Source organism: Lutibacter sp. (assembly GCF_013139515.1).
Lineage (GTDB): Bacteria > Bacteroidota > Bacteroidia > Flavobacteriales > Flavobacteriaceae > Lutibacter.
The window spans coordinates 1-13701 of the sequence record NZ_WTAR01000023.1; the positions used below are offsets into that span (position 1 = coordinate 1).

Consider the following 13701-nt stretch of genomic DNA (forward strand, 5'->3'; position numbering starts at 1 on the left):
AAAGCAATTAACGGAATGTTGACACTAAAATAAGATAAAAAACTTTGCCTAACACCTCATAAAATTTATGCTTAAATTTAAACTAAAATTGAAACGACAAACATTTTAACAAACCGATTTACACGGCTGAAAAATCTTCGATTTTTAAACCGCACAAATCTTATACAAACTCGTTGTATTTAATGGCGGATTTCCAGCCAGAAATCCACAATAATAATTTATTCTATATCAACAAATAGTCAAACTATTGAATTATTCGATTTTAAGAAAAATTACAGGAACAATTGACATAAATAAACACACGTAACATTGCAAACCAATGTTGACGCTCCAGCTATTCTACATCGTTCTTAGCTTGCGTAACGTTTTGAAATGTCGGTGAATTCTCGGTAATTCTGCCTGCACCCTTTTTATTAATTTTGAAAGTAACATCCTTTGTTGTGGTAAATAAAAGAACAGATGAAAAAGACGCTCTGAGATATGGTTTCAAAAACATAAAAGCTTCTTTTAATGTAAGCTCATTTTCCTCATCCTCGGTTTCTTTAGATTGGTAGCGCAATTTCACTAAGACCTTAAAATCATTATCAGAATATACTGGTCTAACAAATATATTTTTTAAGTTAGGTTTACCAATGGTCTTTGCCATCGTTAATTTGGCAAAACGGCCTTCTTGACAACTTTCTTTTACTTGTTCCCAGAAAAGAACAAACACATCTTGATACGGCATAAACTAAAGGTTAATGATAAAATATTTTGATGTTGCAAATTTAACATTAATAATTCAATTAATAAATCTGAACCTTTTTTAATCACTCAATTATCAAAAAATAAACAGAACGTAAACTTTAAAAAGATAAATTTTACTTAAATAGAGAAACATTCAACTAACGATTTACTACAAACGAAAAATCTTTGATTTTTAAGTAGCACAAATCAAATTCAAACCGCTACTCTAATTTATAGCGACACTCAATTTTAAAAATAAAAGGCTTAATTCGGAAAATAGGAGTACTTTTGCACGAAATTTGAAAACACGAGATATGAAGCGCATTAATGAGTACAAAAAAATGTTTAAGGTAGAAGGAGAGATTAATCTAAAAGAACTGAAAACTACCTACAGAAGTTTGGTGAAAGAATGGCATCCAGATAAATTTCTAGACGAAGAAAAAAAGAATGAAGCAGGAATTATAAGTACAAAAATTATTGATGGCTATCATTTTTTAGTAAGTATAGCTCCTGAAACTAAAAAGTCTAATTTAGAAGAATACGCTAGCTTAACTTCTGAATCAAAAATTGAAGACTTCCAACATAAAAGTATGCTCTTAGAAATTACGTTTGCTTGCGGAACCACTTATGAATATTTTGGTGTAAACAAAAATCTTTTTATCAAATTTGTTAATAGCGGTAAGCGATCTAATTTTGCCAAAAGAAAACTATACAATTCTTTCCTTTACAGAAAATCGAAGAAAGCTGCTTAATAAGCAGTAAAAAAAGCTTTTACATCTTCAAATAAATCGGGTTTTGCTATAATGTTTTTGTTTTTATCTAACACAAAATAACTTGGTGTTGCGTTAATTTGATAGGCTTTAGCAATTGGGTTTTGCCACTTTTTTAAACCTAAAATATTTGTCCACTTTTCAAATTTTGAAGTGTGTTCATTAAAACCAATTTCATCCTCTTCTAAAGCAATTGCAATTACATTCACATCCTTTTTATCCTTTATAAATTCATATAATTGAGGCATTTCACTTAAACAATGCGAACAAGAAGTACTCCAAAAAACTACAACATACCTGTTTGAAGTAGTTAATTCAGATAATTTTTTTGTTGTGCCATTTTCTTGCCAAGTAATTTCAGGAGCAAGCTTTCCAATTGCCAGTTTTACTTTCTCTTGAATTTCAAAAATTGTGTTTTTATTTTTTAAATTTTCAGGAAGTTTATTGTAGTAGTTTTCAATCACAAAATCTACTAAAATAGTGTTTTCAACTTGTGAAAAAGCATACAACAATGTACTTATAATTTCACTTTTTAAGTTCGTATTTATAATTTTGTCTACAACTTCTTTAGTTGCATTTTTATACAATATGTTTTGAACTTCAACATCGTCCGATCCATTTAAATAAAAAACATAATCGGTTATTAACTCACTTAAAAAAATGGAATTTAACAACACTTCATCTTCAAAATTTATAAAATCAAAAAAATGTTGCTTCTCGCTATTTAAATAATTTTGTGGTGTTTTAATTAAGTTTGGTGCGTAATATTTGTGGTTTGCTTTTATAAAATGAAGTGCTAGTTTCTCTTCTGCTTTTTTTTCAAATTCTGTTTGAAATATGTTAAACTTAGTTAGTAGATTTGAATATTCACTTTGTAAAAGCGATGTTTCCTCTTCTCCTTCCATATTAAAATATGAAATTTGATACGCGTCTAATTCTTGTTGCCAATTTGCAGATTCTAATAAATAGCTGGTAAATAATTTATTTTCTTCTGAAGTCATAAATTCAACGGTTTCAAAAGGGTTTTCAGGATCAAATTTTAATTCAACGTTTTCATTATTATAAATAAAATCAACAAAGCCTTGATTTTGCTGATTGTACAATAAACGATACATTCCTGCTGCTGCATTTTCAGGGAAATTTATAGAAAATTCACCATTTGTAATAGTTGCATTTTTAATGTACAATAACTTTGCGCCTTTTAATTGGTACAACACAACCCAAGTGTAATTTTGTTCTGAATCTAACGTTCCTTTAACGTAGGTTTGGCTTTGCACCGTGTAGGAAATTAAAATAATTGCGAATAAAAGTTTTTTAAACATATTCTTTTTCTGAAGGTTTTTTCAATAATCACACCAAAAGTAACTATTTTTAGTTTTTTAAACTACTAACTATGAATTTCACTCATAAAATTATTTGGATTACTGGCGCTTCCTCTGGAATTGGAAAATCTTTAGCTATTGAACTTTCTAAACAAAACACAAAATTAATTCTTTCTTCAAGAAATGAAACTGAACTTGAGAAAGTTAAAAGCCAATGTAAAAATTCTTCAAACGTAAAAATTCTAACCCTTGATTTGGAAGATTACAATAGTTTACAAGCTAAAACTTTTGAAGCTTTAAAATTATTTGATGGTATAGATGTATTGTTTAATAATGGTGGTATTAGTCAACGTTCATTAGCAAAAAATACAACTATTGAAGTTGATAAACGTATTATGGATATTAATTACTTAGGAACTATCGCTTTAACAAAAGCGTTATTACCTCATTTTATTGATAAAAATAGTGGGCATTTTGTAGTAACTACAAGTATTGTTGGCAAAATTGGAACGCCACTTCGTTCTTCTTATTCAGCATCAAAACATGCGCTACACGGCTTTTTTGATAGTTTACGAGCAGAAGTTTACCAAAACAACATTAAAGTAACCTTAGCTTGCCCAGGTTTTGTACAAACTAATGTTTCAGTAAATGCACTAACTGGTGATGGAACACCACAACAAAAAATGGATACGAGTACCCAAAACGGTTTAACAAGTGAAACTTTTGCTAAATTGTTATTGAAAGCTGTTAAAAAAGAAAAACAAGAAGTTTATATTGGTGGTTTTAAAGAAAAATTAGGTGTTTTTACCAAACGCTTTTTTCCTAAATTATTATCAATAATGATTCGAAAATTGGCTGTAACTTAAATTACTTCTTTCTCTTTAAAGTACAAAACAATAGCTTCTTTTATAAGCACCGTTTGCTCACCCGATTTTAATGCCGGTAGCTCTTCTATTGTCTTATAATGAGGCCAGCCTTCTTCATCAAAAAAATCAAATTCATAATATCCAAAAGGCTCCAATAATCTACAAATTGCAATGTGCATTAAGTTCACTTTATCGTCTTTTTTATATTCAATGCTTCCTTTTCCTAATTCCTGAACTCCAATTAAATAAATAATAGCATCTAAATTAAGTTGTTCTCCATCTCCAAACTTCGTTGCTAAAATTTCGAGTAATTGCTCGTAATCTTCTTTTAATTTTTGATCTCTTGACATTTCAAATTTCTAGTTAGTGTGCAAATATACAAATCGATTGATGTATATTTACAAAAACTATTATATGAATACTTTTGATATTATAATTGCTGCATTTTTAACTTTTGGATTTGTTAGAGGTTTACTAAAAGGGTTATTTGTTGAAGTTGCATCTTTAGTTGCTTTAATTGCAGGTATTTATGGTGCTATTCACTTCTCTTATTTTGTAGGAAATTTATTAGCAGAACATGTAACTTGGGAAGAACGTTATATCACAATTATTTCTTTTGCTATTACTTTTGCTATTATAGTTTTAGTTATTGGATTATTAGGTAAAATGCTAACAAAAATAGCCGATTTTGCTTCGTTAGGTTTACTAAATAAATTATTTGGCGGCATTTTTGGAGTTCTTAAAGTTGGACTTATTTTAAGTATTATTTTATTGGTTTTTACAAAACTTAACAATACAATTCCTTTTATTTCAAATGAACAAAAAGCAAATGCAATTTTATATGAACCTGTAAAAAATTTAGCTCCTACATTGTTCCCAAACTTTTTAAAAGTTGTTGAAGAAGAAACCGAAAAAATAATAAACGAGTAAGCTTTAATACTTTCTTTTTTTGTTAGTTTTAGTAACATTCAACGTCAAAACATAAAAATATTTTTATGCAATATCCTTTTCGCTTTATTTTTATAATTTCTATCGTACTTTTTGCTAGTTGCACTCCCAAAAAGCAACAATCATTTAGTATTTCAGGAAAAATAACTGGACTAAATAACAGCTATTTAATACTCTCAAAAATTGATGATTTACAACAAAAATCCACCACTATTGTTGATACTTTAAAAGTGAATACAAAAGGTGAATTTAATTCGGTTTATTTATTACCTCCTGCTATTTACAACCTTCATTTAGATTCAAAAAAAATAACTCTTGCAATTGATAAAGGTCAAAATATTAATATTAAAGGAACTACTACTAACAATATAATTATTGAAGGATCAAGCGATACAGATTTACTTAATAAGTACGAAACCTATAGGGTTTTTTCATTAAATAGATTGGTGAAATCTGTTAGGAAAGATATTAAACAGTTAAAAAAAGAAGGTGTTTCTAAAACTAAAATTGCTGATTTAAGAGAGCTAGAAGTTGAAAATTATAAGATTCATTTAAATGAGTTAATTAATTTTGTAAAAGATAGTATGAATACTTCAATTGCTATTTATTACACCTCAACACGATGGGTTGGCAATGAAAATTTACCTTTTTTAAACCAATTAGTTTTAAGTTTTGAAGAAGCACATCCAACATCTGAAATTACTCAAAAGCTAAAAAACAAATTGCATTTACTTCAAAAAACAAGTGTTGGAAGTGTTATTGCTACTATTGAAATGCCTAATAATTTAAATGAAGTAATTTCATTAAATAATAGCAAGGGAAACTACACGTTAATCGATTTTTGGGCAAGTTGGTGTCCGCCTTGTAGAACTGAAAGTGTGCTTTTAAATGAGTTATATAGTACATACCACGAAAAAGGATTTGAAATTTACGGAATTTCGTTAGATTCAAAACGAAAAAATTGGATAAAAGCTATTGAAAAAGATAAACGTATTTGGCCTGAAGTTTCAACTGTTGAAGGTTTTAAAACTCCAATTTCTATTGAATATGGAATTACAGCCTTACCTACTAATTTTTTAATTGATGCTACAGGTAAAATTATAGCAGTAAATATTCATGGAACAGCATTGGAAGAAAAAATAACTGAATTATTTTCTAATTAAATTTCTTTTAAATCATCTGCATAAATCCAACCAATTTTACCATCGGCTATTTTAATTTTTTTCCAGTGATCCAATTCATCTAAAATAACAACTTTAGTGCCTTCGTGTAGTTCAAAAATGGCTTCGCTACTGGTTGATGGTGCGTTTTTAATTTCAACTTTGTCAACAAAAATAATAGCTGTTCTGTCTTTCTGTACCGTTTTATAATTCTGAAATGCAAAAAGCAAGCTAATTATTAAAACAAACACAGCAAATATAGAGGTGTTAAAATAAAATAATTTCTTTCTAGATGAATATGAAAAATGATATAATAAAAATAATAGCGACGCTAAAAACGATGCTAAAACACCTAAAATAGCCCATGTGTCAAACGGTAATTGTTGAATTACACTTGCAGAAAAACGTTGTAAAAAAGTTTTTGGTAAATCTTCAATTACATCAATAGTCATCCGCTTTGCAAAAGCTATATTAATTGAGGCGTCTTCATGTGCCGGATTCTCTTTTAATGCCTTTTCATAATAATATATAGCTGGTGCAACTTTATTTAGTTTATAATAACAATTTCCTAAGTTAAAATATAAATCATCCGATACTAATTCTTGCTTTTCTATCGCTGAATACGATTCTATAGCTTCAGAATATTTTCCGTTTTGATACAAATTATTAGCCTTTGAAAACAAATCATCTGCCGTTTGAGAAGTGACTAACAAACTAAATAAAAGTGCTATGCTAAAAAATATTTTTTTCATATTACAAGTACTTATCTATTTTGGCGATTACACTTTTAGCTTTTTCAAATTCTTGCTTCATCATTACATTTGTGGTTGGTGTGTAACGTGCAAAATCGCAATCATTTAAAACTTCTATAAACTCATTAATTGTTTTAACCTCTACACTTTTATTTTTTAATATTTCTGAAATTTTTTCTTTTGAAATATCTGACGTTTCAATATGAAGTTTGGCTTTTAAAAAGTTATGCAATGCTTTTTCTAAAGCAATATAAAAAGCCTCTTGATTTCCAAGTTGTTTTTTGGCTGCAGATAAATATTTACGAGCTAATTTATCGGCCTTTCTTATTTTATTACCAAATACATCACCTGCTCTTTTAGCGCGTTTATTTCCAATTATAATTCCAATAGGGATCGCTAAAAATGGTAGTAGTAATAACAAGTAAAACAATGTAGTATTTAAAAATTCAGTATCAATTACTGATTTAAATGTTGTGTTTAAAGCTATAAATCTGAAATTATTATCGTTCGCAACTACATATTTTTTTTCAGTTAAAGTGTTATTGTTATTTGCTGACGGCAGTTCTTTTCCTTCCGTAACATCAACAATAATAGCATCAACTTTAATTGTATTGTATTTTTTTTCTTTGGTGCTGAAATACGAAAAAGTAATTTCGGGTATTTTATATTTTCCTTTAAATTGAGGAACTACCGTGTATGCGTCTGAAATGCTTCCTCTTAAACCATTTAACCCTGTTACAACTTTTTCATTATGTTCTGGAGTATAAACTTCTAACTCGGCTGGTGTAGTTATTTTTGGAATTTCAAATAATTTTAAATTTCCTTTCCCAGAAACTTCAACAGTAATTTGAGCAGCTTCATTCGCTTTTAATACATTTTTATTTGCAACAACTTTAAAATCAAATTCACCAACAGCACCCGAAAAATCAATTGGTTTTCCAGCTTCTGGTAACGCTTTAACCTTCACTTTTTTTAACGCAGACTTCGTAGAATAACTAATATTTCTAGTAATCATATTACCAAAAAAATCACCTCTTCCTGTAGGGATTCCAACTGAAAAATCCATTTCAATTGGCTCAATTACTAAATTTCCAGAACGTTGAGGAATTAACACCGCCTTTTTAAGAATTACATATCTGTAATTTTCGCCATTGTAAGTTCCGTTTTTAAAATTTACTTGTTTTACATTAATATCTTGATTCCAAAACCCTTTATACTGAGGTGTTTCAGTTACCTGAGAACCATACAAATTAATATTTTCACTTACATACAACTTGTAAACTACGTAAATTCCTTCACCAACATAAGGTTTTAAATTAGAAACTTCAGCAACCAAATGAATGCTTTGTTGCGCTACATATTCAGGATTATTTGGGTCTTTAGGAACTTCTACTTTTTTTGTAACTGTAATTTTAACTGGGTTAGATTTAATAATTTTATCATTATATTCAATAGTTGCAGGTGCTAACGTAAATTCACCTATTTTTTTAGGCTGAATAATATAAATATATGCTTGCGTGTAACTTGCTTTTCCGTTTATCCAAGATTGATTTACGGAAGAACTTGGACCGCCAACAATTTTAAAGTTTGCAAAAGATGGTGGTTTAAAATTATCTGCGCCTTGTTTGTTTACCGTAAATTCAATTCTAAAGCGTTGATTTACTCCTAATTTATTTTTACTCACAACTGTTTTAAACTCAACCTGAGAAAAAACAACATGCGTTGTAAGCATTAAAATGGTTAGTATGTAAAACTTAAACATTTTCATTTTACCAGTCTTTTTCTTGTTTAATTTGTTTGCCTTTCGCTTTTTCTGCATTTAACTTTTTCTGCGTTTTATTTTCTTCATTGTTCATAGCTTCCAACAATTGTTTTATTTGCTCAGGAGATAATTGATTAGGTCTTGGTTTTTGATCTTTCTTTTTATCCTCATTCTTTTTTTGATCTCCTTTATCATCTTCCTTGTCTTTTCCTTTATCCTTTTCTTTGTCTTTATTTTCGCTGTCCTTCTTTTCTTTATCGCCTCCTTCTTTATCTTTTTGATCTTTATTCTTGTCGTCCTTATTCTCTTTATCGTCCTTTTTATCGTCCTTATTTTCTTGTTGTTGTTTTTTTAATAATTCTTGCGACATTGCCAAATTATAACGAGTTTCTTCATCCTTTGAATTATTTCTCATCGAATTTTTAAAAGCTTCAACTGCTTTTTCATATTGCTTTTCTTTCATAAATGAATTTCCCATATTATGATAAGCTTCAGCTTTACTCATTTTTTCTGTAAACGTTTTTTCAACCAATTCAAACTGACTTACAGCTTCTTTATTTCTATCTTGTTGATAAATTGCATTTCCTAAATTATAGGTTGCCGTTGGGTAATTTGGGTTTTTAGACAATCCTTTTTTATAAGCTATTTCAGCTTCTTTAAATTTTAATTGATTGTATAATTTATTCCCTTCTCTTATATTTTCTCTAGCCTCACGTTCCAATTCTTTTGGCTTTTTTTGTTGAGAAAAAACCAATGTTGAAAAACATAAAAATAATATGACAATTGTATTTTTCATTTGTTACTTATTATTTTTTGGTTCAGATTGATTAAATAAATTTAATTTTTGGACCCAAGTTGTTTTCTTTTCAAGCAATAATACATCAATAATTAAAAATAACAACCCAAAACCTATAAACCATTGAAATTGGTCTTTATAATCTGAAAATTGTTTTGATTCAAACTCACTTTTTTCAGCTTTCAATAAAATAGCTTCAATACTATTTATAGTTTCCTGTGTTTTATTACCGTTTATGTATTTTCCTTTTCCTTCGTAAGCTATTTCTCGTAAAACTTCCTCTTTCATTTTAGTGATAACAACTTCACCTTTTGAATCTTTTTTATAACTTATAGCTCCTCCAATAGTCCGCATTGGTATTGGACCACCTTCTTTTGTACCAACTCCAACTGTATATATTTTAATTCCTTCTTTTTGAGCTTCTTTTGCTAATGTTACCGTGTTTTCTTCATGGTCTTCACCGTCTGAAACTATAAATAAAAACCTATTAGTTTGCTCTTCATTATCATAATACGTAATTGCTTTTTCAATGGCTTCATTAATTGCTGTTCCTTGACTTGAAACCATATTTGGATTGGCATTTTGAAGAAACATTTTTGCCGCAGCGTGATCTGTTGTAATTGGTAATAACGGGTATGAATTTCCAGCATAAATAATAATTCCTACTCTGTCACTTCCTAGCTTATCAATAATTTTAGTGATAATTTGTTTGGCTTTATCTAACCTGCTTGGAGCAATATCTTCAGCCAACATGCTTTTTGAAACATCTAAAGCAAAAACAATATCTACACCTTCTCTTTTTATGGTTTCTAATTTAGTTCCCATTTTAGGATTTGTTAATGATATTACTAACAAACCTAACCCTAAACAAATCATTGTGATTTTTAAAAACGATTTAAATGTAGATGTTGAAGGGCTTAATTTTTGAATTAAATTAGTATCTGTAAATTGTTTTTGAGTCCTTTTTTTCCACCAAAGCACCAATAAAAATAGCACAAATATTGCTGGAATAATTGCTAGGTATATAAAATATGTTGGTTCTTCTATTTGGTACATTTGCTTATTTCTAAATACTAATATTTAAATTCTATTACTATATAAAACTCTTAAAAACAGTGTGTTTTAAAACTATTTCAATTAAAATAAATAACATAGCTATTAATACTAATAGTCTGTATTTTTCTTGATAATTATAGTATTTAAACTCTTCTATTTCTGTTTTTTCAAGTTTATTAATTTCGTTATAAATTGCTTTTAGTTTTGTATTATCAGTAGCTCTAAAATATTTACCTTCAGTTTCAGTAGCTATATAACGCAATAAATCTTCATCAATTTCAACAGGTGAACTTCTAAAAAGCAACTTGCCTGTTCTTGGGTCTTTTGCATATGGAAATGATGCTGTTCCGTTTGTTCCCAAGCCAATAGTATATACTTTTATTCCTAAACCAACTGCCAATTCTGTTGCGGTTTTTGGATCAACAAAACCTGTATTGTTTACTCCATCAGTTAATAAAATAATAACCTTGCTTTTTGCTTTACTTTCTTTTAAACGGTTTACTGCTGAGCCTAATCCCATGCCAATAGCCGTACCGCCATCTAATTCTCCCCATTTTATTTCAGAAATGGTATTTCTTATAATTCTTTTATCGCTTGTAATTGGTGTTTTAGTAAAACTTTCTCCTGCATACACTACAATTCCAATTCTATCATTTGGTCGTTGATTTACAAAATCATTTGCCACTAATTTTAACGCTTCTAAACGGTTTGGTTTTAAATCACGTGCCAACATACTTGCCGAAACATCAATTGCCATTACAATATCAATTCCTTTATTTGTTTTGGTTCGTTTACTAACTTCAACATTTCTTGGGCGTGCCAAAGCAACAATTAACAATGCTAAAGCCAACAACCTTAATACATATAACAAAGGTTTTAATTTTGATAGTATTGATGGTTTTACTTCAAATCCTTTTGTGCTTGCAATTGTTAGTGTAGCACTGTCTTTTTTTCGTATGATAAAATACCAAACTGCTAGCATTGGGATTAAAACCAATAACCATAAAAACTGCGGATTTAAAAATTCAAAATTCTGAAACATAATTTACGGGTTTAATGAAACTGAATTTAAAATACGTTCTTTTACTTCTTCAGCTTTTTCATCTGAAGCTAATTGGGTAATAATTATTTGACGAACATTTTTTGTGTCAGCAAATAACAACAAGGTAAATTTGTTACTGTTTAACTGCTGAGTTGTTTTGTTCATTAACTCATAATCTGCATTAACTATTCTACCTTCAATACCATTATTAACTCTAATTTCTTGATGTAAATTTGTAAAATTCACACCAACTTTTTGAGCCATTTGTTGCAATGAAATTTCAATTGCCTTGTCAAAATCAAAATTCTCTAATTCATTTACAAAACTTGTAGTAGTAACCTCAACGTAAAAATTGCTAATTAAACTTCCATAATTATACGTAGTTACATCTTCAATTATTGTTTTTAAATTCTCAGGAATTTCAACAGCTTGGACTTGTAATATTTCAGGCGTTTCAATACTAACTGACGGGTAACCATAAGTTGAAGTGTACCATTGTTTTTCTAACATTTCAGAAGTAGTGTTCCCAATAAACTTATCTTTCACATAACTATATCCAAAATAACCTGCTACGCCAATACCAACAACAAATACAGCTATAAAAATTAAAATATATTTTACGAAGTTATTTTTCTTTTTTTGAGGTTCTTGTTCAACAAAAACATCTTCATTTATTACATCACTAACTTCTACAGCATCGTTAAGGTGAACTGCATTTTGTGTATTGTTTAAAATTTCTTCAACAATTGTTCTATCGTTTTTAATTTCTTCAATAATTGGTTTAGATTTCGCAAATTTCACCAAATCAGCACTTTGCAATACTTCTTTTAATTGCTGAATAGTTTCTTTAGATATTCCCAAATTACTAGATTCATTAAAATCACGAATAGTTTCTATTAACTCATTTGTGGTTGATTCTAATGCTGGAATTTTAATATCTTTTTCAATATATGTTCTAACAATATCTGTTAATTCAGAATAATAAATTTTAATTTTATTTTGTTGAACCAATTGTTTTTCGTCTAATTCCTTTAAACGTTGAAGCGCTTCTTTAATTGGAGCAACATAAACTTTAGGTACAACTTTCTTTTCTTTTTTTCTAAATATAACATATAAAACTACTGCCAGTAAAACTAAAATTGGAATGATCCACCACAGTAAATGTTTATAATCGTCAAAAGTTTTTGGCTCCTTCTTAATTGATTTAATTGGGAACATTTTTTGTTTTAACGTATCAACTTTTACCGTTGCAACATTCACTAAAAGCGAGTCTGTATAAAATTGTTTGTTATTTATGAGTACTAATTGTTTTGGAAGTACATATTGACCACTATCAAAACTTGTTAAAAGGTATTTTTTTTCTAATCTATTTTTTAGCGTATCAATTGGCAACGATTCAACAACTTCAATTTTCCCTAAACTATCAAGTGCTAACTTTTGGAAAACAACATTATTTGTTTCATTAACACCAATTTTAAATTGAATTTGTTCTCCAATTTTAATAGTAGTTGTGTCTATTTCAATTGAAACAGGGTTTTCTTGAGCAAACCCAATAAAACCAATTAAACATACTATATAAATTAACTTTTTCCTCATTTTTAGATTCTTCAGGGGATTCAAAATCATCATCTATCTTGCTCCTTTGTGTTTAAAATAACCTAATAATTTTTTCACATAACTTTCATCAATTCGAGAACTAATTGCTCCCGAACCGCTATGACTAAATGATTTTTCAAAATAATCAACCGTTTTTAAATAATGTGCTTGGTAATCATTTCTTACTCTTTTTGACGCTGTATTTACCAATATTGTCTTCCCAGTTTCTGCATCTTGCATTGGAACCATTCCTAAATTTGGAATTGAAACTTCGTGCTTATCAAATACTCTAATTCCTGTTATATCGTGTTTTTTTCCAGCAATTTTTAACGTTTGCTCATAGTTCTCATCCATAAAATCAGATAGCATAAAAACAATTGCTTTCTTTTTCATTACTCCAGATAAAAATTTCAACGCTTCAGAAATATTTGTTTTTGTACTTTTAGGCTGAAACTCTATTAATTCTCTAATAATTCGTAACACATGACTTTTTCCTTTTTTTGGAGGAATAAATAGCTCAACATCATCAGAAAATAATAGCAATCCTACTTTGTCATTATTTTGAGTTGCCGAAAATGCTAAAGTTGCAGCAATTTCAGTAATTGTATCTCTTTTAAATTGTTGTGTTGTTCCAAAAAATTCTGAACCACTCACATCAACTAGCAACATCATTGTTAACTCACGTTCTTCTTCAAATACTTTTACATAAGGCTCGTTATAACGTGCGGTAACATTCCAATCAATTGCTCTTACATCATCACCATATTGGTATTGGCGCACTTCAGAAAAAGTCATACCGCGTCCTTTAAACGAACTATGATATTCGCCAGAGAAAATATGATCAGACAAACGACGTGTCTTAATCTCTATTTTTCGAACTTTTTTTAATATTTCTTTAGTATCCA

The 13701-nt window shown here is 28.9% G+C and carries 14 protein-coding genes; 4 read left to right on the forward strand and 10 right to left on the reverse strand.

Translation table 11 applies throughout. From position 1 onward, the window contains the following. Positions 1-334: 334 nt before the first annotated feature. Entirely contained in the window at positions 335-727 is a 393-nt protein-coding gene (locus GQ540_RS02770) for a hypothetical protein (protein ID WP_291796994.1), read from the reverse strand. Between the two features lie 313 nt (positions 728-1040). Here GQ540_RS02770 and GQ540_RS02775 point away from each other — a divergent pair, with 313 nt between their 5' ends. Further along, positions 1041-1478 (forward strand): KTSC domain-containing protein, encoded by a 438-nt coding sequence (locus GQ540_RS02775; protein ID WP_291796996.1) that lies wholly within the window; start codon positions 1041-1043, stop codon positions 1476-1478. On the opposite strand, the gene GQ540_RS02780 is transcribed toward GQ540_RS02775, so the two are convergent. After that, on the reverse strand, positions 1475-2818 hold the full coding sequence (locus GQ540_RS02780) for a TlpA disulfide reductase family protein (RefSeq protein ID WP_291796999.1): 1344 nt from the start codon (positions 2816-2818) through the stop codon (positions 1475-1477). The genes GQ540_RS02775 and GQ540_RS02780 overlap by 4 nt on opposite strands. Positions 2819-2889: 71 nt before the next feature. On the opposite strand from GQ540_RS02780, the gene GQ540_RS02785 reads away from it, so the two are divergent. Continuing rightward, positions 2890-3684 carry an SDR family oxidoreductase gene (locus GQ540_RS02785; protein ID WP_291797002.1) on the forward strand — a complete coding sequence of 265 codons (795 nt, stop codon included), beginning with the start codon at positions 2890-2892 and terminating at the stop codon, positions 3682-3684. Here GQ540_RS02785 and GQ540_RS02790 read toward each other — a convergent pair. Further along, the gene (locus GQ540_RS02790; protein ID WP_291797005.1) at positions 3681-4034 is read right to left on the reverse strand and encodes a hypothetical protein; all 354 of its coding nucleotides are present in this window, start codon (positions 4032-4034) and stop codon (positions 3681-3683) included. The two genes, GQ540_RS02785 and GQ540_RS02790, sit on opposite strands and share 4 nt — an antisense overlap. Positions 4035-4098: 64 nt before the next feature. On the opposite strand from GQ540_RS02790, the gene GQ540_RS02795 reads away from it, so the two are divergent. Continuing rightward, on the forward strand, positions 4099-4614 hold the full coding sequence (locus tag GQ540_RS02795) for a CvpA family protein (protein WP_291797007.1): 516 nt from the start codon (positions 4099-4101) through the stop codon (positions 4612-4614). Positions 4615-4679: 65 nt separating this feature from the next. After that, on the forward strand, positions 4680-5795 hold the full coding sequence (locus GQ540_RS02800; RefSeq protein WP_291797010.1) for a TlpA disulfide reductase family protein: 1116 nt from the start codon (positions 4680-4682) through the stop codon (positions 5793-5795). Here the strand turns inward: GQ540_RS02800 and GQ540_RS02805 are convergent. The 7 genes from GQ540_RS02805 to GQ540_RS02835 form a co-directional block, all read right to left on the reverse strand. Further along, on the reverse strand, positions 5792-6544 hold the full coding sequence (locus tag GQ540_RS02805) for a tetratricopeptide repeat protein (protein WP_291797013.1): 753 nt from the start codon (positions 6542-6544) through the stop codon (positions 5792-5794). The genes GQ540_RS02800 and GQ540_RS02805 overlap by 4 nt on opposite strands. 1 nt (position 6545) lies before the next feature. Continuing rightward, a complete protein-coding gene (locus GQ540_RS02810; protein ID WP_291797016.1) occupies positions 6546-8312 on the reverse strand; it encodes a BatD family protein in 1767 nt (588 codons plus the stop codon). A gap of 1 nt (position 8313) precedes the next feature. Then, on the reverse strand, positions 8314-9102 hold the full coding sequence (locus GQ540_RS02815) for a tetratricopeptide repeat protein (protein ID WP_291797019.1): 789 nt from the start codon (positions 9100-9102) through the stop codon (positions 8314-8316). Positions 9103-9105: 3 nt separating this feature from the next. Next, the gene (locus GQ540_RS02820; RefSeq protein ID WP_291797021.1) at positions 9106-10158 is read right to left on the reverse strand and encodes a VWA domain-containing protein; all 1053 of its coding nucleotides are present in this window, start codon (positions 10156-10158) and stop codon (positions 9106-9108) included. A gap of 37 nt (positions 10159-10195) precedes the next feature. Beyond that, on the reverse strand, positions 10196-11200 hold the full coding sequence (locus tag GQ540_RS02825; protein WP_291797024.1) for a VWA domain-containing protein: 1005 nt from the start codon (positions 11198-11200) through the stop codon (positions 10196-10198). Between the two features lie 3 nt (positions 11201-11203). Next, entirely contained in the window at positions 11204-12796 is a 1593-nt protein-coding gene (locus GQ540_RS02830; protein ID WP_291797027.1) for a hypothetical protein, read from the reverse strand. A gap of 33 nt (positions 12797-12829) precedes the next feature. Then, a partial coding sequence (locus tag GQ540_RS02835; protein WP_291797030.1) for a DUF58 domain-containing protein occupies positions 12830-13701 on the reverse strand: 872 nt, incomplete at its 5' end.